Raw genomic sequence first — 23,250 nt, 5'->3', positions numbered from 1 at the left:
TTTGCGCGCAAGTCAGGGCAACGCGTAGACTGTCCCAGCGGAGCGCATGAAGGCTGGCAAAGAGCATCGTGGCCCCTTACGCCGCAATCCATTGCGTACCTTGGGCCGCCTGGCGACGATTCCTCGTTGGTGCTTGAAAGCGAGACCAAACCCGGCAAGCCGATCTCAGACATGAGCATGTCGGCAGTTCCGCGCCGTATGGAGCGTAACGGTATCACTGTCCACGGTGTCCGCTCCACTTTCCGCGATTGGGCCGGTGAAACTACGGGCTCTCCTCGCGACGTCATCGAGGCAGCGATTGCTCGTGGGATCAAGGACAAAGCTGAAGCCGCCTACGCGCGTTCTAATTTGTTCGCAAAACGCCGCTATTCAATGAGGGCATGTTCCACCAAAATATTCAGTCCTAACCTCAGGGAAAACACGATCTCAATTTCAGCAAACCAGGGTCAGGACCCATAAACTAGCTCCAACGCAACTGCAGCGTCACATCTGCACCAGACGTGCGCCGATATCACGACCATGACTGATTTACGGGACGAAGCCGTCGTTGTCCAACGGTCGCGGCTCGAATAGGGTCCCAATTTGCTATTGGACTCAAAAACGATGAACTGTGGAACTACTTGCATTCACCCTTCCATTGCTATGCGGTGCAGTGGCCACTTGGCTCGTTACCTCCAAACGGGTCAGGCTCTGGATCACTTTGATAACTGTCTGGCTGTGCGTTCCACTTGGCCTAGTGTCGTCAGTTGAACTGGGCTTGTGACTGAAAAACCTGGGAAATTGCCATAACCCTCGTGAGCGCGATGTTATCGAGTGTTTGGTTTTTGGTCTCGACATTACCGAATGGGTGAATGGGTTGAAGATGGGCGGATATGCTTTCGCTTTTGTTGGGTTGCCTTGGTTCCTATTAGGAGCGATCCTATTCGCAATTGTCTTGCTAATTCGCATTTTACGAGCAAGTCGCCAGTAAACACCTGAACCGAAAAGATAGAAGTAAGGGGTAGGTCTGGGCTCCAACCTGACCTTGGGCAGGGCGACAGATATACTCGTAACTGACAGCACAAAGGAAGCGAAGTGAAACCGGGTCGGTTGAAGCGCTTTCACGGTTTCACTGAATTGACGCGTTCTTGCCAGGTCTCTTTTTGCGGAGCCTTTATTGGCCATACGGAGCGGCCAAGGCTCCACGAACTGCTGCGCCGCACCTTTTGACTGGACCGATTGTTCAGAATTCGGTGGCCTCGTTTCGAGAGGCTTAGTCAATTGGGTCCAGCCTCGTCCCATAACACTACGCGACGACAAAATCCGTGGTATTTGAAGAGGACGAAGGATTTCCCAAACCTAGATCCGCGAAGGTTAGGCCGGTGCTACTATCCAATGAAGCGATCGTCGTTTCGTCAAGTTCGAGACGATCCACTTCATGTTGCGTGAACGTGATGTCGAGCAAGTAGTCTTCCAAGATCCTTGTTTCTTCAACATCGAATCTGACGACACCGTCCAGGCTGCCATCCGCCTCACGAAATTCAAACCACATATCGTATTCGGTCGTCGCGTTTACATCCGCGATGGTCTCATGCAGGCCAACGGTCAGCCGAGTATCTGCCGGATAATCGTCGCCATTCAAAACCTCTGTAATCGAGTTCGTCACGGTTGCCGTAGCGGTATTTGACGTGGTCACGCTTCCCCCTTCAGAGCTTGTTTCTGAGACGCCGCCTGACACTTCAAACGCGCCAATGGTGACATTCGCACTGCCGTTGACAGTGTTTGCCTCCGACCAGTTTGTCTCCTCTGAAAGCGAGTATTCCGCGCTCGAAGTGTATGTCGTCGTAATGCGCGATTCACCCGGGCTCCCCGAAGCCGTGTATGTTTCGGTTAGGCCGGAAATCGGGATGTAATCGTAGCCCGAAGCGCGCGACACGACGTTCGCCGATGTCTCGTCAAATGGTACGCCAGCATCTATGAAGACCAACGCACTTTCCCACACCTCGCCATCGCCATCCAAGTCGACAACGGCGATGTCGCCAATCGTATTGGACCCTTCGTCACCCCAATACGACCGTCGAGAATTTGCCTCAGGTCCAACCACTGAATCGGCCACTTCGCGCATCGTCTCTTCGTCACTGACGATGTATCCAGTGACCTCTAGGTTGGGCGCTTCCTGTTCCAATATCGTGATGAAGAATTCATACGCGCTGTCATCATAGGCCTCTGCGGTTCCGTACTCGGTTTGGACGGTATCGCTTTCCTCGATGGTCAAATATGTCTGCAGCTCCGCCTCGTCAGACGTGTCCTGAAGCCTCGCGACCACCTCGGCACCGAAATCGCCGATGGACGTTGTGTCATAGACCTGTTGGAACGCGGTCTCGGCAATTTCTTCGGCCAAGGCGTCGCGCAACTCCTCGCCCTCGAGCTTGCTATCAAGGATGATCTCGTCAGTTCCAAGAATTGCAGCACCCTCAAGAGGTGTCCCATTCAATGTGGCAAAGTCGTCCACGATCGTCAGGTCAATGTCTTCGCCGAACTGCTCATCGACGTCGTCGGTCGTCTCGAGGTCCGAACTCAACACATCCGCGATACGGTAGCTTGCAAGCTCAAAGGCCATCTCGCCTTCGACGGTAAGGCTCTCAAAATCTAGGTCCCGGGCGTCCAGGGCCGCACCAAACGCGCCAAATACAAGCGAAGCACTGGCAGCGCTTTCGCCATCGTTGCTTCCCAGCCCATGGTCGATGCCCACACACCTGCCCTGTTCAAATACCTTGCTGCTCGCAAAGGGACTCGGGTTTGCTTGCAAGTTGTCCAATTGCTCGGCTTGTTGCTCGGTTGACGTCATCGGAGGCTCCTTATGATCCGGATATGTGCAGGGCGAGATTGGCGTGGCCCAACCTCGCGCCTCACATGTCCTAGGCGATGACTATGCGGTTCCGTAACTGCGCATGACTCTCGTGCGATGACAAAAAAGTCTCATTTTCTGCCATCACTCGATTTTGCCTGGGAAGTCTTTCGATAAGCAGCCGGGGACGTTCCTTTCCATTGGCGGAAAACTCTGAAAAACGTGGTCTGTGAGGCGTAGCCCAGAACGGAACTGATCTGCTTTATGGGCATGTCTGTATCGGTGAGCAGCCGACAGGCCCTTTCTTCTCGCAATGTGTCTCGGATCGCACTTATTGTTGTGCCATGATCGGCAACGTGCCGTTGTAGCGTTCGCGTCGTAATCCCCAAATCATGGGCGTATCGTTCGATTGTCTGGGCTGTCCCGTCCGTTATTGATGCTGCCACGGCGGTCTTTAGACGGCTCAAAAGATCGCAGGTTGTTCCGTCGGGCATCAGGACATCTGTGCCAAGTTGCAAAGACGATGATAGTTTTGGAACAGCTTGCGGAACCTGCTGCTGAAGGACCGCAGCGTCAAATGAGATCGCACTTTCCGCCGCATTTGCTTCGACCGGCGTTTTTATTTGCGCCGATAGCGCTTTGCCAGCCACCTGATTTGTGGCCAATTGAGCGCTGTTTACAGTGCAGTCAGGAGCATGACGGAGCAACATCTCGGCACTGGCTGCAACAATGAAGGTTTCATCGAAACAAATGCGCGGGTGGTCGTCGTCAGGGGCATGATAGTAAGTTATGTTGGCGAAGTCGCCGGAAACATTGAGCTTCAACCACGCGCCCTGCATCTGGTAGACGGATTTCCGGCAGAAGCTGTCGAACAATCCCCCAAGCGTTGGTTGCGAGAAGGCAAGGCAACCAGGGCACCACGGACCGTAACTGCGGGCATAGAGCAGCGCCATTTCCGCTTGATTTTGTGCCATAGCACGAGAGCAAAGTCGTCCATATTCTCTGACGGGCAACCATTCAACGTCTGCTGAGCGATCGTCACTGCCGGAAGACGGGTACAATTCAGACACGTCGCATTGATCGTTGAGAAAACGAACACGCGCAGACTTCGTTGAGATAGCACGCACTGGCGCCTCCACATGTCATGGCAGTTAAACATGGGAGCCTATCAAACAAACATCGCGGCTAAACCGCTTGTTGAAATTCCCGCGAAAGACGGCTGGTACGCACAATATCTGTAGGCGTAATTCTGCGCGGCTTCTTCTGCGCTGCGTTGTTCGTCTTGCAGAACGACGAAATGAAGACCTGCCGGGCGTTGCCGCGATGATTAAGAAAAGGTCTACCTCCATCCAAGTACCGACTTGGGTGGTTATCAGCTGGCGCCCGGGTCGTGCGATCTATGACGTGGTCTTTGCCTTGGTATGCGGCAGGATCCAGTTCGCCATGTATTTGTGGCCCGGCACGATGTGGCCAAATGGAAACTTCGCCATGTGTTTGTGGCCAGGTACGATGTGGGCGAAGGGAAACTTCGCCATGAACTTATGCCCCGGCACGATGTGCGCAAAGGGGAACTTCGCCATGAACTTATGCCCCGGCACGATGTGCGCAAAGGGGAACTTCGCCATGAACTTGTGGCCCGGCACAATATGCGCAAAGGGAAACTTCGCCATGAACTTGTTTCCGGGAACGAGAGAGTTCGTATGCGGTTTGCCGTTGATGAGAAGCGGGAAGGGCCAGTTTGCCATTCGTGGGTGGCCCGGCACGATGTGGCCAAACGGGAACTTCGCCATGAACTTGTGCCCAGGCACAATGTGAGCGAACGGGAACTTCGCCATGAACTTGTGGCCGGGCACGATATGGCCAAACGGAAACTTCGCCATGAACTTGTGGCCCGGCACAATGTGGGCGAAGGGGAACTTGGCCATGTACTTTTGGCCGGGGACCAGCAGGTCGAATGGCCAGCGGCCATAACGCTTGTTGCCCGGTAACAAAAGATCAATGGGCCAGGACGCCATGCGGCCATGCGGTTCAATGATGCTTCCCCGGAATGGCTTGCGGCGACTGATCAGTGGAATCGGCCAGTCCGCCATATGAGGATTCGGATGGGCGCTATCGATAGGTCGCGCCAGCATGTGCGGATGGTCCTGCAGAATGCTCAGGCGATGGTTTGGCTTGTCCTCGACAGTGACTTCTTCGACCAGCTCGCCCATGTCAACGGCGCCCATCTCGGCCGCCACATCGCGGGTGGTTTGAGCCACGGACAGGGGTTTGTATCCAGCCCGGACCAGGAGCACCGCGCCCGATTTGGCCAGGTGCTTCTCGTAGGCCTTGGCGGTATCGGTATCCACTTTGGCCTTCGTGAGCTTATCCAGCAAACCGTCCGCAGACGTGTACATGGAGATGATCCGGGGCGAAAACCGGTGGAAGCGTACCAACTCACGGTACACATTTTGCGCTTGATCGACGCTTTCGAAATAGCGTGTGATGATTTGCGTCATGGGGCCTCCATCGGTTTCGACCGCGCGTTGACAGCTTTCAGCCGTGTTCCGCGCAGCAAGAGCGGGATAGCAACAAGTATGGCCATCGCCAGGAAGGCCATCTCGATTATGAATACCATATTATAGGGCGTGCTGGCGGGAAGTCCGGCAAATGCAGGCATCACAACCACGATGTCGCGAACAATGCCCGCTAGGGCGATGCCAACGCCCGCGCATGTTGCCTGCACAGCGCCCCAGGCGCCAAGCGACAGGCCAATCTGGTTGTTCGGGGCGTTTCGAATGGTCGCCGTCAGCGTGGCGTGGCCGAAAAGACCCGCACCAAGACCAGCCGCAAATGTCCCCAGCAAGAACGGGATGGCCGTGTCGATCAAGGACGACAAGATAATGGAGGCAAACCCGGGCAAGGCGATCAGTGCGCCAAAAATGGCAAGTCGCACCGGTATACCACCGCGCGTCAGGGTGCGCGAGGCGATGCCAAAGCCAATCAGTGTGCCGCCAGCCAAAAGGGCGGTGAGCTTTGTGGTTTGCCCGACGGACAGGCCAAGCACCTGACCGCCATAGGGTTCAAGCAAAACATCGGCCATCCCGAAGCCAAACGTGCCAAGTCCAATGACGGCCAAAAGCCGGACCATGCCGGGGCGTGCTGCAAGATTGCGCCAGGCGTCCTGAAAGCGCGTTTTAGGCGCCAGTTCCATCTGTCGGGCCACATCGCGATCTCGCGCTTCCTGTTTCCACATTGCAAACAGATTGAGGGCCACAGTCACGACGGCCGTGCCCTGGATGACCTGGATCAGGCGGCCCGGCGTGTAGTTCGACAGAAGTGCGCCGTAGATCAGTGCACTGACAACCATGCCCACGAGCAGCATGACATACATCAGGCCGACGACCTTGGGTTGATCTTCTTCCTTCACCAAGTCGGTGGCAAGGGCCAAGCCGACGGTCTGAACCATATGAAGCCCGGCACCGACAAGAAGAAAGGACAACGCGGCGGATGACACCCCGATCCAGCGCGGGGCGTCTGCAGCTTCGGCATAGCCTGACAGCATCAACAGCGCGAAAGGCATGACGGCAAAGCCACCAAACTGGTACATCGTGCCTTTCCAGATGTACGGGACGCGCCGCCACCCAAGTGCGGATACATGCGTATCGGACTTGAACCCGATTAGTGCGCGCAGCGGTGCAAACAGAAGCGGCAGGGCGATCATGCCTGCAACAAGTGCTGCCGACACGTTCAGCTCAACGATCATGACCCTGTTCAATATGCCCATCAACAGGACCAGAGCCATGCCCACCGTGATTTGAAACAGGGATAAACGAAGCAGCCGGGACAAAGGCACGTCTTCGGTCGCGACATCTGCGAATGGCAGATAGCGTGGAGCTATTGAAGCCAGCTTGCGAAGCGCGAAGTCGCGATAGTTCAGCATACCTCATCTCTACTTGTGGTGCCGGAGGACCGCCCAAGCAATTTGGGCGGTCACAGGCTTTCCGGAGGTGTGCCATTGGGCGCAGTCCGCCCACGGCGGTGGATCGCTAGTCAGATGCGATCGATAGAGGTGGTGCCGCTGACGCGTATATCTTGTCGGTCTGAAGCACGGCCTTTGCTGTCGTTCCATCCGCAAAGATGACGGTAAGCGCGCGTCCGTCATTGCTTTCGTCAAGAACGTAGGCTGCCTTGGATGTTTCGGCATTGGGCGTGATCTGGCGTGCGGCCATCTCATCACCTGTGCCCAGCTCTTGCCCGGACAGGAAGTCCGACACCCAAGACGTATTGCTTAGAACAGCGACGTGAACCGAAAACGATCCAACGGCAACTGCCCCAAGAAAGATTGGCACACCCACAGCAGGGGGCACCACAAGCCACATTTTTGCATTGTTCATAACGTCACCTCCTTAGCCGAGCCAAGGCGTTGTGAACGCCACTAGAATGTGAGCAAGAAGCGCGATGAGCCCGAAGACACGGGTGCCATCAATGAGGTAGCTGTGAACTTCCTCCGCCTCTTTCAGGTTCAAGCCGGTTGGCCAGACCTTTTCTGGATCATCGGACATGTCCAATTTCCTCCATGGTTGGTTTTAGGACCGGTCGGGCGGTCACGCGGAGACGAACCGCACCCACCATCGTGGATCCACGACCACACCGCGAAGATGTGTAGCCGATTCTTCGATAATGTCATTTTTAGTTTACACATACAACGTAATTAAAATTTGACATACGGCGGTGCCCGGAACTCCCGCAGGTCCAGTTTTCGCAAACCGCCGTGCGGAAAGAGCGCGGCAGTCACACTCTTCCCGGTTGCGCGGCGCGTTACACGAGCGTTAACGCATTGTCCTCAAAGGGGCGGTTGTTGATGTCATAATCTGTCACGACGAGACCTGAGTAGTGGTCGTCAAGTGTGCCGGTGCCAATGCCGAAGAAGTCCACGTGATCCTCGGACCCTTCAACGGCGTTCGTGATCTCGAGGATGTATAGCGTATACTCGAGAACATCGACATCGGCCGTGACGACGTGGAAGCCGTAATTGACCAGCGTGCCCGGCTCATAGGCACCCGCAGGGATGGTGTAGGTGTCGCGCACCTCGTTTACGACAGTAAAACTGTTGGTTCGTGTCACAGAACCGCCCGTGCCCCCGGTTGTCGTCAACGATGCGGATGCACCGATCCCCAGAAACTCGCCAGAGGCTTCGATCGTCGAGGCGACGGAAAGGTTCCAGTTGTATTCGGACGCGGTGGTGTGGGTCTGTTCTTCGCCCAGCACCCATGTGGTCGATGCTTCGCCCTGGCCAATTAGGATGGAGTTGGACTCGGACGTCGGGATCAGCTTGGTCGGTCGCACGTCGAGAACGCGCAGGTCCCCGTTCACGTTGGCGTAGGCTGCTTTCATCTTGTATTGGTCCAGCACTCCGTCGTTGTTCAAGTCGAACTTGCAATGCGCATCGGAAATATCCAGGTCCCTCGCGCCGAGAGTGACCAGATTTGGTTCATCCAACCGTTCGATCGGGGCCAGTTCGTCGAACCTCGTCTGAACACGATCGTAGCCGATCAACCCATTGGGAAAGACGATAGCCGACGCAAAGGCGTTTCCTTCGGATCCAGCGGGTGTTCGAGATCCAGCTTGGGCGGTTCCGAACTCTGTTTGGACCGTGTCATTCTCAGACATGAAAGGCGCCAAAGCTTTTGTATCTGTTCCGCCAGTCAGCCGCGCGACAACCTCAGCGTCGAAATCACCCTGCGAGGCGGTTGCGAATGCTTCGCAGAAGGCAACTTCCTCGGTCAATATTGCCTGTAAAGAGGCGCCGGTGAGGTTAGCATCGAGGAAAATGCGCCCGTCTTCGGTGGCCGCGCCATCCAGTTTTGTGCCATCGGTGGCGGGAAAGTCTTCGACGAACGTGACATCCACCGCATCGCCGAGCGCAGCGACCACGTCTGCGCCCGTCGCTATGACAGCCGCCTGCGCCAGATCAAGGAGTTCTGCAAATTCGGCAAGTGTGTCTGTCTGTGCGTCGGTGAAGTCCGTTTCGTTGATACCGCGCGCGAGCAGCGATTGGGCCAGCACGTGTTGACCTGCGGTCGCCGCGTCCGGGGTTTGATGATGGAGGCCCGCGCGGAATACGAAGGTGTCGTCGGCGTTTTGTAGTGCGTCGAGTGGCGTTTGCATTTTCCTTTTGAACATGCGTCGTCAATTGAAGTTGTGAAGAGGAGAATGGCCCTCGCGCTTGCATTTTGAGCTTGAAAAATGCTGATTAGATGTCGGGCTAAGGTCAGGTCAGCGCATGAGCAAGATCTTGCGACGGATTGCGGCCTGGGGTGGCGTGAAAGTGATAACACAACCCTTAGTTAGCTTTTTGTGCGCAAAAACGTTGGTTTTTCGATAGAGAGCACGCCGGTTTTTGCCGGGTGCGCTCCCGCATCGCGTTTCTTCGGACGCGGTGTTTCGGCAAATTTTTGTGGGGCGCCTGCTTCGGTGCATGATCGCGGGGCAAGGCGCTGGTAGCGCGCAAGACATGGATTGGACAGAGCGATGTGTTCGCTCTGTCCCTTTTTGTGTGCCTGTTATGCAAGACCTAGGATGTCTTAACCCAACGGGGCATTGTTGACGTCGTAGTCGGTCACCACAAGACCGGCATAGTGATCTTTGATGGTTTCCCGATTGAAGCCTTGGAAGCTGATAAAGTCCCGGGCTCCGTTTGCCGCGTTAGTGATTTCGGCGATGTATAGGGTGTGTTGCACAAAATCTACGTCGCCTACGATCATATGGAAGCCATAGTTCACCAGGGTGCCAGGCTCATATGCGCCTGCTGGAATTGTGTAGGTGTCGCGCACCTCGTTTGCCACGGTAAAGCTATTGGTTGTGCTAAAGGAGCCACCGGCCTCAACCGATGTGGTCACGGACGCGGATGCCCCAATTCCAAGAATCTTTTTCTCCGCCGTCAGAGTGGCAGAAACTGTTGTGTTGTAGTTGAACTCACCCGTCGTCTCGTGCTTGTCTTCCGCTCTCAGGACCCAGGTCATGGAGGCCTAGCCCCGGCCGATCCGAACGATTTTGGGTTCGGACGTTGGCAGCAGTTTTGTCGGCGTCACGCTAAGCACCGCAATTGGCCGATCAACATCTGCATAGGCTGCTGTCATCCGATATTGATCCAGAATACCGTCGCCGTTCAGATCGCATTTGCTTGGGACATTGGACAGGTTCATCTGTCGAGCGCCCGCGGTCACCAGTGTAGGCTCATAAAGCCGTTCAAATGGTGGTGTCATGCCTGCGCCGAAGGTGTCCAAACTGAGGTCGTAGGTCCCATCCAGACTGTTCACGCCAATGATGTCCTGGCTGAAGGGAAAGGTGAATGCGTCGGAAACCGCAGTTCTTGCCGCTTCTGCTGTCCCTAACTCCGTCTCCACAGTGTCGTCTTGGCTCCCGGAACTGAACGCCGCCAATACTGTCTAGCCCCCTGTTTCCGGGCCACTGATTTGGGCTTTCTCTAATAGTGTTTCTGGAACGGGTGTACGGATGTTGAGCGCCTGATGTGGTCGGGTGTGGTTGTACTGTCTGAGCCATTGGTTGATTAAAAACTAGGCTTGCTTGGTGGTCGTGAACCACTTCACGTTGAGAATGCTCCTAGCGCAATGTGCCATTGAACCGCTCGTTAATGGACAGCATTTGGGCACTGAGGGGCACCCGATGCTCCTTGTCAGCTTTCATTCGGGCTGCGGGCACGGTCCACATCTGCTGTTCAAAATCAAACTCTTCTCAACGAGCTTGAAGAACTTCGCTGGTACGGCTGGCAGTTAGGCAGGTGAACATAAGCGCCTTCGCTGCCATTGCGTCTTTTGTGGCCAGTTGGGCATAGAACGCGGGCACGTCTTTCCAGTCCATGGCCTTATGATGTTGCACCTTTTGCTTGACCTGGGGCAGCACACGCGCGTCGCGGATCGTAGCGACCGGGTTTTCGCCGTTACGGAAACCCTTCGACTTTGCTACATCGAGAACGGCTTTAATCCGCTGTGCGAGGCGTTTGGCGGTCTCGTGTTTCTCAGTCCAAACCGGCAACAGTACCTGAAGCACTTCAGGCTGACCTACCTCTGAGACGGGCAATCGGCCGATCTTCGGAAAGGCATACTCTGCAAGAGTATTGATCCACTGCTGACCATGCTTAGGATTCTTCCAAGTCGGCAGGCGTTCGATATGGACTTGGCGGGCGATCTCCTCGAAACATGGAATTTCTTGGCTGGCGTTGTAGCGTGGGTTAATCCCTTGCTTCGCCATTCGCCGGTACTCTAGAGCACGGTCCCTGGCTTGGTTCAGCGTAACGATGTCTGCTCCACCGAGACCAAAGTCAGTACGTAGCGGTTTGCCTTGTTTGTTCCGCTGCCCCTTCACGGTGACGCGTACAATCCAGCGGCGCGCCCCGGACGGATCGACAACCAAATAGAGACCATTCCCGTCACCGTGGCGGCCCGACCCTAGGGTTCGAACCAAGTTTTTGTCAATTTACCACTCTGAAGAGCCACTATTATACCATGATTCATACCACCAAGTGAGCATGATTGAGAGTAATCGAAACCAAGCCAAACGCAATGACGAAACTGATTTATTCATGCTTTACATGAAGATAACTAATGCCACCTAAGCGATCATGAATACTTACAATTGGTAGATGGCGGAGACGAAGGGATTCGAACCCTCGAGACGGTTTCCCGCCTACTCCCTTAGCAGGGGAGCGCCTTCGACCACTCGGCCACGTCTCCGTTGACCGCTCTAACGAAGTGGGCACAGACGTGCAAGGCGGGAATGCTTTTGCTTACAAACAGAAATGCCGTGTGTTCTGTATGTCGCCGTCATCTGCGCGACGCCTCTGTCGGCTGAGAGAGCCGGCCAAATTCCGGCGGCCATCTATTGTCATAGTTTCTCTTGAAATACACAGCGCTGGACATGGCCAACAGAGCCGCCGGTGTAGTCGCTCACGCCGCCAGATGCTTGAGCATATGCTGCATAGACGGCCTCTTTGGAAATAGCCTTTGTATTTGTGGTAGCGGGCCAGCAGATCGACACTGCGTGACAATACAAGCCTGGCACCCACACAACGAGTTTGGATGGGCCCTTTTTAATTCACTGCCTGGGACAGCATAACAGACCGCATCCATGCACATTGTGACCGCCAACGAACTATTCGTAACGCGAGTCTGTTAGGTATTGAAAAGGAAGTGCATCACGTCGCCGTCCTTGACGATGTATGCCTTGCCCTCAGCCCGCATCTTCCCCGCATCCTTGGCCGCCTGTTCCCCACCCAAATCTACAAAATCGTCGTAGGCGATGGTTTCGGCGCGGATGAACCCCTTTTCGAAGTCGCCGTGGATCACGCCGGCAGCCTTCGGCGCCGAAGTGCCCGACTTGATGGTCCAGGCCCGCGCCTCTTTCGGTCCGACAGTGAAATAGGTTTCAAGGTGCAAGAGTTCGTAGCCTGCGCGGATCAACCGGTCGAGGCCCGCTTCGGTCAAGCCCATCTCTTCGAGGAACATCTGGGCTTCGTCGTCTTCCAGCTGGCTGATCTCTTCCTCGATCTGAGCCGATATGACCACGTGGCTGTTGCCCTGCGCTGCGGCCATGTCTGCGACCTTGGCAGAATGTGCATTGCCTCCGGCGGCTTCTTCCTCGCCCACGTTGCAGACATAAAGAACCGGCTTGGTTGTCAGCAGTTGCAGCATGGACCACGCCTTTGCGTCCTCGTCATCAATCTCGACGACGCGGGCCGGTTGGCCGTCTTCAAGGGCTTTAAGCGCCAATTTCATGAGCCGTTCCTGCTGCACCGCCTCCTTGTCGCCCCCGCGCACCTTGCGCACGATGTTCTGAAGGCGCTTTTCGAGGCTTTCGATGTCGGCCAGCATCAGCTCGGTCTCGATGGTCTCGGCATCGGCGACAGGATCGACACGGCCTTCGACATGGGTGACATCGCCATCTTCAAAACAGCGCAGCACATGGGCAATGGCATCGACCTCGCGAATGTTGGCCAGAAACTGGTTGCCCAAGCCTTCGCCTTTGGACGCACCTTTGACGAGACCAGCGATATCCACGAAAGTCATGCGCGTCGGGATGATCTGCTTTGACGCGGCAATGCCTGCCAGCTTGTCCAACCGCGCATCCGGCACCGCGACCTCGCCCACATTGGGTTCGATCGTGCAAAAGGGAAAATTTGCGGCCTGCGCAGCCGCCGTTTTGGTCAACGCGTTGAACAGTGTCGATTTGCCGACATTCGGCAGGCCCACGATACCCATCTTGAAACCCATCGGATCCATCCTTCTGTGCACGTGCGCCGCTTCTAGCAGGACCAACAACAGGTGCAAGGCGGTGACAGGTTTGCAAAAAACGGGCCGCGGCACGTTGAAAGGAATTGTATTTATCCCCAGCCCCGTCGCAGGTTGCGGGCTCAGTGCGCCCATACGGCGCCGAAGTGATAATAGCGACGCAGGATCAGTACCATGACCCGCATTTACATTGCGATTTTCGTTCTCCTTTTCAGCGTAACCGGGGCAATGGCACAGGAATGGACCGTGGGGCTTGGCTCCACCGATTTCGGGGATCAGGGTACGGACAGCGCTGCGTTCGACCTTGAGTACCGCCATACGCCTTTTATCCAAAAGCGGGTACTGTCCGTGGCATGGGGCGCCAATCTGGGTCTCTCTGCCGAGGGCGACGCTTTTATCGGCGGCGGGATCTGGTCGCGCTGGCAGTGGCAGAGCGGCTGGTTCATCGACAACAGCATCATGCCCGGCTTGTTCGAAGAGGGGACAGCCGGCAATGACCTTGGCTCGTCTTTCGAAATCCGGTCCCTTTTAGGCGTGGGCTATCAGTTCGACAACGGCCACGCGATCTCGGCCTCCATCTCGCACAAATCGAACGCGAGCCTGGCCGACGACAACCCCGGCATGAACGTTTACAACATCAGGTACCATTTCCGCTTCTGACGGCGCTTGCCTTTCCCGCACCGCTTTGGCAGGGACAGCGGAACGCTTAATGGAGAGCAGGATGACAACCCGGATCGACGCCAAATTCGCCGCCCTCAAGGCCGAAGGCCGCAAGGCTTTCGTGTCTTACATCATGGCAGGCGACCCGGAGTACGACACGTCCCTTGCGATCGTAAAGGGCCTGCCGGGCGCTGGCGTCGACGTGATCGAACTGGGCCTGCCCTTCACGGACCCCATGGCCGACGGGCCCACCATCCAACTCGCAGGCCAACGGGCGCTCGAGGCGGGCATGACCCTTGACCGCACGCTAGATCTGGCGCGTGCGTTCCGTGAAACGGACAATACGACCCCCATCGTGCTGATGGGCTATTACAACCCGATCTATTCGCGCGGCGTGGACACGTTTCTGGCTCAGGCCAAAGAGGCCGGGATCGACGGCCTGATCGTCGTCGACCTGCCCCCCGAAGAAGACAGCGAGTTGTGCATCCCGGCCCAGGCCGCGGGCCTCAACTTCATCCGGCTCGCCACGCCGACCACGGATGACAAGCGCTTGCCGCGCGTGCTGCAAAACACTTCGGGCTTTGTCTACTACGTCTCGATCACTGGGATCACAGGCGCGGCCGAGGCTGAGGCCGGGGATGTCGGCCCCGAGGTCGCGCGCATCAAGTCGGCCACAGACCTGCCCATCATCGTTGGCTTCGGTATCAACACACCGGAAAAGTCGCGCGCCATCGCGTCCGTTGCCGATGGTGCCGTCGTCGGTTCCGCCATCGTCAGCAAGATCGGCGCAGGCGACAGCGTCGACAGCGTTCTGGAATTTGTGAAAAGCCTGGCCGACGGCGCACACACGGCATAGCCAGCAAGTCTCTGCCGAAATCGCTCCCTCTATACGGGAAACGTATGTAATTATTGAATTTTCGTCTGAATGCGGCAATGTTCGGCCCAAGACCGAAGACCTATACGCCTTGATTCAGACCACTGCCTCCCCATCCGATATCTCGGAAACACTGCTCGCAAAGACGGGCGACGCCCTCCTGTCCGGCGCGTTCGAGACATTCGCGGCGTGCTTCAGCCTCCCCTACACCGTCGAGACGGTGAACGGCCAGAATGTCATCGGATCGCGGAACAGCCTGAGGACGACATTCGATGCCGTGCACGGGCATCTCGTGAAACAGCAAGTCACGATGATGGCCCGCCATTGCGTGTCCGCCAGCTTCCGGTCCCCGGACGAAGTGGCCGCCACCCATGAAACACGCCTCATCAGCCGCGATATTCTGGTCCAGGAACCCTACCCGGCCTTTTCGCTGATCAAGCGCCAGCCGGACGGGTCATGGAAGGTCCATTTCACGTCATATGTGATTGTCGATTCCACCGAACTGAACAACGCCCTGCAAACCTAGGCCCGGGGTATCCCGCCCTTCGCCTCCACATGCGCGATGGCCGCGTCCACAGCCTCTTCAATCGACATCTCCGAGGTGTCCAGCAACAGCGCCCCATCCGCGGGCCGCATCGGCGCCGCCTCACGCTCACTGTCGCGCGCATCACGGGCCCGCACATCCTCCAACACCTCGGCCAGCGACCGGTCATCACCCTTCTCCCGCAACTCTTTCCAGCGCCGCTCCGCACGCACCTCAGCGCTCGCCGTCACGAAAAGCTGCGCTTCGGCATCGGGATAAATGACTGTGCAAATGTCGCGCCCATCCAGCACCGCACCGCCGGACCGCCGCGCAAAGGCGCGCTGAAAGTCCAGTAGCGCCGCCCGCACCTCCGCAATCACAGCCACCCGGCTCGCGGCCTGCGCCACCTCCGCCGTGCGCAACCGTCCGTCTTCCAGCGCAATCGGGTCCAGCGCCCGCGCCGCCGCCACCGGATCGGCCCCGTCCAGCGTCAACGCCCCAACGGCACGGTACAAAAGCCCGGTATCCAGATGCGCAAACCCGAAATGCTCTGCAACAGCACGCGCGATGGTGCCTTTGCCGGCCGCCGCAGGCCCGTCAATGGCAACGGTAAACACCAGCGCCGACATCACCCGCCGCGCTGAATGTCGGCACCCAGCCCACCCATCAGCGCCTCGAAGATCGGGAAGGAGGTCGCAATCGGCCCGCCATCATCCACGCTCATCGGCTTCTGCGTCGCCATACCCATGACAAGGAACGACATCGCAATCCGGTGATCCAGATGGCTCGCACAGGTCACGCCTCCGGTTACATGACCATGGCCAAGGCCCGTGACAGTCCACCAATCCGGCCCATCCTCAACCGTCACGCCCGCTGCGCGCAAACCAACGGCCATGGCGTCAATCCGGTCACTCTCCTTGACCCGCAATTCCTTCACCCCCGGCATATGGGTCTCGCCGCTGGCAAAAGACGCCACAACCGACAGCACCGGGTATTCATCAATCATGCTCGCCGCACGCTCGGCAGGCACCTCAATCCCCTTCAGATCGGGCGAGAACCGCGCGCGCAGGTCAGCCACAGGCTCACCACCTTCCTCGCGCTCATTCTCGTACACCAAATCAGCCCCCATCTCGCGCAGCGTGGTGAACAGCCCCGCCCGCGTCGGGTTCAACCCGATATTGGGCACCAGCACGTCCGATCCGGGCACGATCAGCGCCGCACACACCGGAAACGCGGCCGAGGACGGATCGCGCGGCACATCAATATGCTGCGGCTTAAGCTCCGGCTGCCCCTTGAGGGTGATGACACGCCCCTCGTCGGTCACCTCGGTCGAAATCTCGGCCCCGAACCCCGCCAGCATCCGCTCCGTATGATCGCGTGTCGCCTCTTCCTCGATCACCACAGTCTCACCCGGCGCGTTCAGACCGGCCAACAACACGGCAGACTTCACCTGCGCCGACGGCACCGGCACGGTGTAGCGCACGGGCACCGGATCAGCCGCGCCCACAAGCGTCATCGGCAACCGCCCCCCGGCCCGGCCCACCGCCTGACAGCCAAACAGCGCCAGCGGGTCCGTCACCCGCGCCATGGGCCGCCCGTTCAGGCTCGCGTCGCCAGTAAAGGTCACCGAAATGGGCGAGGTCGCCATCGCCCCCATGATCAGGCGCACACCGGTGCCGGAATTGCCGCAATCAATCACCTGATCGGGTTCCGCAAAGCCCCCAACGCCAACACCATGGACAGACCAGGACCCACCACCATGGTTGATCACCTCGGCGCCAAAGGCCTGCATGGCCTTGCCGGTGTCCAGCACATCCTGCCCTTCGAGCAACCCGGTTATGGTCGTCTCCCCCACCGCCATGGCGCCCAGAATGAGCGAGCGATGCGAGATCGACTTGTCGCCCGGTACCTCCGCCACACCGCTCAGCGGCCCACAGGCGGAAGAGGTCATAGGGATCGGATCACCGTGGCTGGACATGTTTGCGCTCGCATTGAAAAAGTCGGCGCAGACCTACCCCGCCCATCTGACCTCGTCCAGACCGCCCACATGTTTCTTCTGACCAAAAATACCACGGGGGAGCGCGGCACGCGCGGGGGCAGCGCCCCCACACACCCTATCCAACCCGCCGAAACGTCAGATAATGCGGCACCCGTCCCTCACGCAGCGCCTTCTGCTCGTACCGCGTGCTGATCCAGTCACCCCAAGGCTCCCGCCAATCGGTCGGGCGCTCGGCCAACCATTCAAAGCCCGCCTTCGGCACCTCTTCCAGCGTCTGGCGCACGTAGTCAGGAATGTCGGTCGCCACGCGAAAGATGGCCCCGGGCTGCATCACCCGCGCCAAAGGCTCCAGGTGCTCCTGCGTGACAAAGCGGCGGCGATGATGCCGCGCCTTGGGCCACGGATCGGGATAGAGCAGAAAGGCCCGCGCAATCGACGCCTCAGGCAGCACGTCCATCAGGTCACGCGCATCGCCGGGATGCACGGCCAGATTCTCCACCCCCGCCCGCCGGATCTTGCCCAGCAGCATCGCAACACCGTTAATATAGGGCTCCGCCCCGATAATGCCGACATCCGGGTTCTGGGCGGCCTGATGCACCAGATGCTCACCGCCACCAAAGCCGACCTCAAGCCACACAGGCTTGCCCCCGAACAGCGCATCCAGATCCAGCGGATTGCGCGCAGGATTGTCCTCCCACGACACCGCACCCGGCGATAACGCCTCCAGATCTTCATCCAGATAGCGTTTCTGACTGTCCTTCAGGGTCTTGCCCTTGAGGCGTCCATAAAAGTTGCGATGGGGGCGTTCGGTCATGGCGCGCCGTGTAGCGCGGGTCGCAGACAGGGGCAATGGGGACGGACCGGTAAGGCGCAGGTGTCCTGCGCCCACCCGCGCTCAATCCCGCGCCGCGTCCAGATATTCACGCAATTCGGTCAATACGGGCCGGATCTCAACCAGCCGGGCCACATCAAAATCCTCAGCGAGTTTCGCAAACTCCGGGCCAAGGGCCGCAATTGTATCGGCACGCACTTCGCGCCCCTTGTCGGTCAGCCACACCCGCTTTGACCGCCCGTCCTCGGGATTCGGGCGCATCTCCACCAACCCGTGCTCCTCCAGCCCCTTCAACGTGTGGGTCATCGAGGTCTTGGGCACCTGAAAGGCCCGCGCCATCTCCATGGGCGTGCGACCGTCACTCACGCGCGTCAGATGGTTCAACACCGTGAAATGGGGTGCGATCAGTCCATAGGGCAGCCGCGCCTCCAGAATGGCGCGGCTCAACTGTTCAATAATGCCGATCTCGTTGAACACTTCGAAAAAGACCGACGGGTCAGTGTCACGCATGCACGATCTTGCTTTCTATATCCCACCTGGGGCTTTGCGGGATGTCGGGGCCGTATCCGATCCGCGCAAACATTTGCACGGTTCCACCGCCCGGTGCCAGCCTGTCATGCACTTCGGTGTAAAGCGCTCGCATCTCCGGATATTCCTGCAGCGCCTGGCTCAGCGGCTGCATACCAAGCCCCGCCCCTGTCGCTGCCAGGTTCAGGCGCAGCCAGTCACGCCCCGCCGCGATCTGGTCGGCGCGCGTGTTGGTCGGTGTCACCTGCCACAGATGCCCCATGGCCGTGTCGGTGTTGGCAAAAACGGCCTTCAGCCCTTCGGTATAGGCCATCGACTTGCGGTCCAGCGCCGCCTCCCGCGTAAAGGTGCCGGTCAGGGCCATCGCCTCGAACATCGGTCCTGTAAAATCGATGCCGTCGGGATTGGCATCCACCTCGCGCCGACCAATACGGAACAGGTCCACGCTTTCCTTGTAGGTGTGCGGCGTCTCAATCTCGATCCGCAGCGCATCATGACTGAGCACCCGCAAGGCGGCAATGTCATCGGGATCGACAGACCCCGCAACAGCCGTGCGGGTCGCAGCACCCAGAACCGCATCCAGCGCCGCCTGATCCACTGGCCGGTCCGTATCAAACGGCTCCTTGAGGGACCGGCGGTGCATCACCTGTCCGAACAGCCCCGGCTCAGGCGTGCCCGCCCCTGCGATGAAACGGGCCACCGCCACACGACGATGGTCCAACCCCTCGGGATCTTCCCCATCCGGGAACAGATCAAACTCAACGCCATAGCCCTGATCGGCCGCCGCGAGAGCCATGAGTTCCAAGAAGCACCCCAGACCAATCACGATTTGCCGGTTGAACGGGTCCGTGTGCGGCAGCAACCGGTCAGTATCCACGCGCAAGGTCACCTCACCCTCGGTGCGCAGGTCCACCTGCCACGGCTGACGGTTGTGCGGGTTAGGCGCGAGGATGGCATAGGACAACGCACGCATGCGCGGCTCGGCATAGGTGCCTGCGACCTCCCACGGCTTCAGCGCCGTTTGCGGCATGCGGGTGACGGCGTAAGCGCCTGCGCCAGACGCTGCCAGAATTGAACCACCCCCAAGCAGAGCGAGGGTTTTGCGACGAGTGAAAGACATCGGATGCTCCTTTTGTACGATTTCGAACTACATCTTGGATATAATACGATATCGCACCAAACAAGTACTATATCGAACTTAATAACCTGAGACGCATCTCCGCTTGCCCCGAAACCCGGAAATTGGTAACCAAACCTGACCAATATCGGAAGTTTGCCATGCCCGTCATCACCACAATCGACGATCTCAAACGCATCTACGAACGCCGCGTGCCGCGCATGTTCTACGATTACTGCGAATCCGGCAGCTGGACGGAACAGACATTCCGCGACAATTCCTCGGACTTCGATGACATCCGTCTGCGCCAGCGCGTGGCCGTCGACATGTCGGGCCGCTCGACCAAATCCCAGATGATCGGCCAGGACGTCGCCATGCCCGTCGCCCTCGCCCCGGTAGGACTCACCGGCATGCAGCACGCCGATGGCGAAATGAAAGCCGCGCGCGCGGCCGAGAAATTCGGCGTTCCCTTTACGCTCTCCACCATGTCCATCAACTCGATCGAGGATGTGGCTGGCTTCACCGACGCTCCCTTCTGGTTCCAGCTCTACACGATGAAGGATCAGGACTACGTCGCCCGCCTGATCCAGCGGGCCAAGGACGCGAACTGCGCCGCCCTCGTCATCACGCTCGATCTGCAAATCCTCGGCCAGCGGCACAAGGACCTGAAAAACGGCCTCTCGGCCCCGCCCAAACTCACGGCCAAGACCATCGCGAACCTCGCCACCAAATGGGCCTGGGGGATCGAGATGCTGTCGGCCAAGCGCCGCGAGTTCGGAAACATCGTGGGCCACGTGGACGGCATCAGCGATGCCTCCTCGCTCGGCGCATGGACAGCCGAGCAATTCGATCCGACCCTCGACTGGTCCAAGGTCGCCAAGCTGAAAGAGCAATGGGGCAGCAAGGTCATCCTCAAGGGCATCCTCGATGCCGACGACGCCAAGATGGCGCTCAAGGTCGGCGCCGACGCCATCGTCGTATCAAACCACGGCGGACGGCAGCTCGACGGCGCGCTCAGCTCCATCCGCGCCCTGCCCTCGATCCTCGACGCGGTGGGCGATCAGGTCGAAGTGCATCTCGACAGCGGCATCCGCTCGGGTCAGGACGTGCTCAAGGCGCTCGCCATGGGGGCCAAGGGCACCTATATCGGCCGCGCTTTTGTCTACGGTCTGGGTGCGATGGGCCAACAGGGTGTGACCGAGGCGCTGAACGTCATCCACAAGGAACTCGACACGACAATGGCGCTGTGTGGTGAAACGAACGTGGCCAATCTCGGGCAGCATAACCTGCTGGTGCCCGAAGGGTTCGAAGGGCGTTGGCAATAGGGATTTCGCCGCGGTGCCCCGCGGCGACCGGCTGGGGGGCCAGCCCCCCAGACCCCCCGAGGTATTTTTAGCCAGAAGAAGGGATATGCGCGCGTTGGCGGCCAAGCATCCGTCCCCATGACGGGAGGAGGACTGCTGCGACCGCAAACATGATGCCCGCGACCACGTAGAAAGACACGCGCAAACCAAAGCCCTCGGCGACAAAGCCCATGATGACGGGGCCCAGGAAGAAGGCGGCATAGCCAAGGGCAGCGGCCTGGCTGATCGCGGCCAGACGGTATTTCGGGCGCACGGCCTGACCCACCAGTCCAAGCGCTAAGGGGCCAACGACCGACACACCAAGACCGCCCAGCAGGAACCCGGCATAGGCCATGGGCAGCCCTGTCGCCATACCGGCAAGCGCCAGCCCAAGACCGGCAATGCACGACGCCACAACCATCACCCGGAAGGGCGGCCAGCTTGCGCCAAAGATGTGCCCGCCCAGACGTCCCACGGCCATGCCAGTGGCCAGCAGCGCCGGCCCCATCGCGCCCTCAGCCGGGCCACCGCCCAGCGTCCGCTCCACGTGCAAGGCGGACCAGCCCTCGGACGCGGCCTCTCCCAGAAAGGCCGACAGGACAACCAGACCGCCAACCCAAACCAGAAGACGCGGCATGCCGCTGGCGTCCTGCGTGTCCTCCTCGGTCAGCGTCCGCACCGGCAGGATCAGCCACGGGCTTAGAATGGCCACCGCCAGCACGAGCACCGAAAAAATGGCGACCGGCCCATACCCGCCCTCACGTGCCACACCCACCGCCACAGCAGCCAGCGCGTAGGACACCGAAAACAAACCATGGTTCAGGTTCATCAGCGACCGGCCCGTGCTGGCCTCGGCCTCGCTCACCTCGGCATTGGCCAGCACGTCCGCAATCCCGGACCCGCCCGCTGCCAGAAACAGCGCGATGCCCATCACCAGCGACGTCTGCGCGGTCCCCGCCAGCACAAAGCCCGACGCCATCACCGCAGCGCCCGCAATCATCGCCCACCGCCCAATCAGACGGTGCAACAGCGGCGCCAGCCACATCGCCATGATCGCGCCGGTTGACCCGATCAGGATCAGCGTGCCCCAGGCCCCGTCACTTACACCGATCTGCCCCTTGATCACCGGCATCTGGGCAGAGAACGCAGCCCAGCCAAAGCCCACGATGACAAAGCCCATCAGGGCGCGGCGCGAGGCGATGATGTCATCCAGAAGTCTCATGTCCCAGCGGTGACACGGGGCCCTCACCTCGTCCAGCCCTCAGCAAGGTATTTTGCGTCTTTTCACGGCCCCAAAACCGGTCTATAGCGCAGCCTTCACGCGGGGTGACAGCCTTGGAGGCACCCTGCCCTAACTTTGGAGAATACATATGGCTGGAGAGATTCCTGATCTCGAAGCCCTGGAACGTACGGGGACAGGCAAGGGCGCCGCTCGTCAGGCCCGCCGCGACGGCATGGTTCCAGGGATTGTTTTTGGTGGCGACGCAGATCCGCTGCCGATCAATCTGCCCTTCAACAAGCTGTTCAAGATGTTGAAAGCCGGTCGGTTCAAGTCGACGCTGTTCAACATGAAGGTCGAAGGCCACGAGGACGTCCGCGTCATCTGCCGCGATGTGCAGCGCGACGTGGTCAAGGACCTGCCGACGCACGTGGACTTCATGCGCCTGCGCCGCACCACCAAGATCAACCTTTTCATCGGTGTTGAAGTGGAAGGCGAAGACGTATCGCCCGGCCTGAAAAAGGGCGGCGTGCTGTCCCTGGTCCGCCCCGAGGTGGAACTGGTCGTGACAGCTGGTGACATCCCCGAAAGCATCACAATCGACGTGAGCGGCGCGGAAGTCGGCGACAGCATCACAATCTCTTCCGTGACGCTGCCAACAGGTGCCAAGCCGACCATCGACCGTGACTTCGTGATTGCGACGATCACGGCACCGTCCGGCCTGCGCTCGTCCGAGAATGAAGAGGGCGACGCTGAAGGCGAAGACGCAACTGAAGAGGCTGGCGAAGAATAATCCTCGCCTCTGTGCAGTTTGAGATTAGGCCGCTCCGATCCGGGGCGGCCTTTTTCTTTCGGGTGATGGTGATCTAGCACCTGCACTGAGTTTCGTGGAAAACGACAGCCTCTACTGAATTTTACCGCATGCGCCTGATTTAAATGGGCCGGTGGTTAGCTAGGCTGTGCATCGCTGCCTCACGCTCTGCGATATTGCCACCACAGGGTGCATTTACACATGCTGGACCATGCCCGGCCCGGTCCC

The 23,250-nt window shown here is 58.8% G+C and carries 23 protein-coding genes, 1 tRNA gene and 1 pseudogene; 6 read left to right on the top strand and 19 right to left on the bottom strand.

Features of this window, described 5'->3' with window-relative positions; translation table 11 throughout:
* A pseudogene (locus FD715_RS15355) lies at positions 1-459 on the top strand (hypothetical protein); the annotation flags it as partial.
* Positions 460-1,285: 826 nt separating this feature from the next.
* Here the strand turns inward: FD715_RS15355 and FD715_RS15350 are convergent.
* From FD715_RS15350 to ychF, 13 genes are all read right to left on the bottom strand, one after another.
* Positions 1,286-2,827 carry a hypothetical protein gene (locus FD715_RS15350; protein ID WP_147111549.1) on the bottom strand — a complete coding sequence of 514 codons (1,542 nt, stop codon included), beginning with the start codon at positions 2,825-2,827 and terminating at the stop codon, positions 1,286-1,288.
* A gap of 131 nt (positions 2,828-2,958) precedes the next feature.
* On the bottom strand, positions 2,959-3,801 hold the full coding sequence (locus FD715_RS15345) for an AraC family transcriptional regulator (protein WP_147111546.1): 843 nt from the start codon (positions 3,799-3,801) through the stop codon (positions 2,959-2,961).
* A gap of 423 nt (positions 3,802-4,224) precedes the next feature.
* Positions 4,225-5,325, bottom strand: coding sequence for a PucR family transcriptional regulator (locus FD715_RS15340; RefSeq protein ID WP_147111542.1), 1,101 nt, complete (start codon positions 5,323-5,325; stop codon positions 4,225-4,227).
* On the bottom strand, positions 5,322-6,749 hold the full coding sequence (locus FD715_RS15335) for a PucC family protein (protein ID WP_147111539.1): 1,428 nt from the start codon (positions 6,747-6,749) through the stop codon (positions 5,322-5,324). Before FD715_RS15335 ends, FD715_RS15340 begins: the two co-directional genes overlap by 4 nt.
* Before the next feature lie 106 nt (positions 6,750-6,855).
* Complete coding sequence (locus FD715_RS15330; RefSeq protein ID WP_147111536.1) at positions 6,856-7,203, bottom strand: light-harvesting protein; 348 nt, start codon at positions 7,201-7,203, stop codon at positions 6,856-6,858.
* A 12-nt stretch (positions 7,204-7,215) separates the two neighbouring features.
* On the bottom strand, positions 7,216-7,371 hold the full coding sequence (locus FD715_RS15325; protein WP_147111533.1) for a light-harvesting protein: 156 nt from the start codon (positions 7,369-7,371) through the stop codon (positions 7,216-7,218).
* Between the two features lie 256 nt (positions 7,372-7,627).
* Entirely contained in the window at positions 7,628-8,977 is a 1,350-nt protein-coding gene (locus FD715_RS15320; protein ID WP_223274911.1) for a hypothetical protein, read from the bottom strand.
* Positions 8,978-9,393: 416 nt separating this feature from the next.
* A complete protein-coding gene (locus FD715_RS15315) occupies positions 9,394-9,831 on the bottom strand; it encodes a hypothetical protein (RefSeq protein WP_147111527.1) in 438 nt (145 codons plus the stop codon).
* 6 nt (positions 9,832-9,837) lie between these two features.
* Entirely contained in the window at positions 9,838-10,251 is a 414-nt protein-coding gene (locus FD715_RS15310; RefSeq protein ID WP_147111522.1) for a hypothetical protein, read from the bottom strand.
* Positions 10,252-10,257: 6 nt separating this feature from the next.
* On the bottom strand, positions 10,258-10,380 hold the full coding sequence (locus tag FD715_RS23060) for an integrase core domain-containing protein (protein ID WP_147111604.1): 123 nt from the start codon (positions 10,378-10,380) through the stop codon (positions 10,258-10,260).
* A gap of 184 nt (positions 10,381-10,564) precedes the next feature.
* The gene (locus FD715_RS15300) at positions 10,565-11,293 is read right to left on the bottom strand and encodes an integrase arm-type DNA-binding domain-containing protein (protein WP_223274910.1); all 729 of its coding nucleotides are present in this window, start codon (positions 11,291-11,293) and stop codon (positions 10,565-10,567) included.
* Between the two features lie 179 nt (positions 11,294-11,472).
* Positions 11,473-11,562 (bottom strand) — tRNA-Ser (locus FD715_RS15295).
* Between the two features lie 438 nt (positions 11,563-12,000).
* Positions 12,001-13,098 carry a redox-regulated ATPase YchF gene (gene ychF / locus FD715_RS15290; protein ID WP_147111519.1) on the bottom strand — a complete coding sequence of 366 codons (1,098 nt, stop codon included), beginning with the start codon at positions 13,096-13,098 and terminating at the stop codon, positions 12,001-12,003.
* Positions 13,099-13,290: 192 nt separating this feature from the next.
* Between ychF and FD715_RS15285 the strand changes: the two genes are divergently transcribed.
* From FD715_RS15285 to FD715_RS15275, 3 genes are all read left to right on the top strand, one after another.
* Positions 13,291-13,776 (top strand): acyloxyacyl hydrolase, encoded by a 486-nt coding sequence (locus FD715_RS15285; RefSeq protein ID WP_147111516.1) that lies wholly within the window; start codon positions 13,291-13,293, stop codon positions 13,774-13,776.
* 61 nt (positions 13,777-13,837) lie between these two features.
* A complete protein-coding gene (gene trpA / locus FD715_RS15280) occupies positions 13,838-14,632 on the top strand; it encodes a tryptophan synthase subunit alpha (protein ID WP_189799506.1) in 795 nt (264 codons plus the stop codon).
* Between the two features lie 109 nt (positions 14,633-14,741).
* Positions 14,742-15,176, top strand: coding sequence for a hypothetical protein (locus tag FD715_RS15275; RefSeq protein WP_147111510.1), 435 nt, complete (start codon positions 14,742-14,744; stop codon positions 15,174-15,176).
* On the opposite strand, the gene FD715_RS15270 is transcribed toward FD715_RS15275, so the two are convergent.
* From FD715_RS15270 to FD715_RS15250, 5 genes are all read right to left on the bottom strand, one after another.
* Complete coding sequence (locus FD715_RS15270; protein ID WP_147111600.1) at positions 15,173-15,793, bottom strand: d(CMP) kinase; 621 nt, start codon at positions 15,791-15,793, stop codon at positions 15,173-15,175. The genes FD715_RS15275 and FD715_RS15270 overlap by 4 nt on opposite strands.
* Before the next feature lie 8 nt (positions 15,794-15,801).
* The gene (gene aroA / locus FD715_RS15265; RefSeq protein WP_147111507.1) at positions 15,802-17,151 is read right to left on the bottom strand and encodes a 3-phosphoshikimate 1-carboxyvinyltransferase; all 1,350 of its coding nucleotides are present in this window, start codon (positions 17,149-17,151) and stop codon (positions 15,802-15,804) included.
* 136 nt (positions 17,152-17,287) lie between these two features.
* Positions 17,288-17,986, bottom strand: a complete 699-nt coding sequence (gene trmB / locus FD715_RS15260) for a tRNA (guanosine(46)-N7)-methyltransferase TrmB (protein WP_147111504.1) — start codon at positions 17,984-17,986, stop codon at positions 17,288-17,290.
* 81 nt (positions 17,987-18,067) lie between these two features.
* The gene (locus tag FD715_RS15255) at positions 18,068-18,514 is read right to left on the bottom strand and encodes a MarR family winged helix-turn-helix transcriptional regulator (RefSeq protein ID WP_147111501.1); all 447 of its coding nucleotides are present in this window, start codon (positions 18,512-18,514) and stop codon (positions 18,068-18,070) included.
* Positions 18,507-19,652 (bottom strand): twin-arginine translocation pathway signal protein, encoded by a 1,146-nt coding sequence (locus tag FD715_RS15250; protein WP_147111499.1) that lies wholly within the window; start codon positions 19,650-19,652, stop codon positions 18,507-18,509. Before FD715_RS15250 ends, FD715_RS15255 begins: the two co-directional genes overlap by 8 nt.
* Before the next feature lie 158 nt (positions 19,653-19,810).
* On the opposite strand from FD715_RS15250, the gene FD715_RS15245 reads away from it, so the two are divergent.
* Positions 19,811-20,974, top strand: coding sequence for an alpha-hydroxy acid oxidase (locus tag FD715_RS15245; RefSeq protein WP_147111495.1), 1,164 nt, complete (start codon positions 19,811-19,813; stop codon positions 20,972-20,974).
* A gap of 67 nt (positions 20,975-21,041) precedes the next feature.
* Here FD715_RS15245 and FD715_RS15240 read toward each other — a convergent pair whose 3' ends face one another.
* The gene (locus FD715_RS15240; RefSeq protein ID WP_147111492.1) at positions 21,042-22,214 is read right to left on the bottom strand and encodes an MFS transporter; all 1,173 of its coding nucleotides are present in this window, start codon (positions 22,212-22,214) and stop codon (positions 21,042-21,044) included.
* 148 nt (positions 22,215-22,362) lie between these two features.
* On the opposite strand from FD715_RS15240, the gene FD715_RS15235 reads away from it, so the two are divergent.
* Entirely contained in the window at positions 22,363-23,004 is a 642-nt protein-coding gene (locus FD715_RS15235; RefSeq protein WP_147111489.1) for a 50S ribosomal protein L25/general stress protein Ctc, read from the top strand.
* The last annotated feature ends 246 nt before the right edge of the window (positions 23,005-23,250 follow it).

The sequence above is a fragment of the Tateyamaria sp. syn59 genome (assembly GCF_007995245.1).
Lineage (GTDB): Bacteria > Pseudomonadota > Alphaproteobacteria > Rhodobacterales > Rhodobacteraceae > Tateyamaria.
This window is presented reverse-complemented; position numbering and strand designations above follow the sequence as displayed.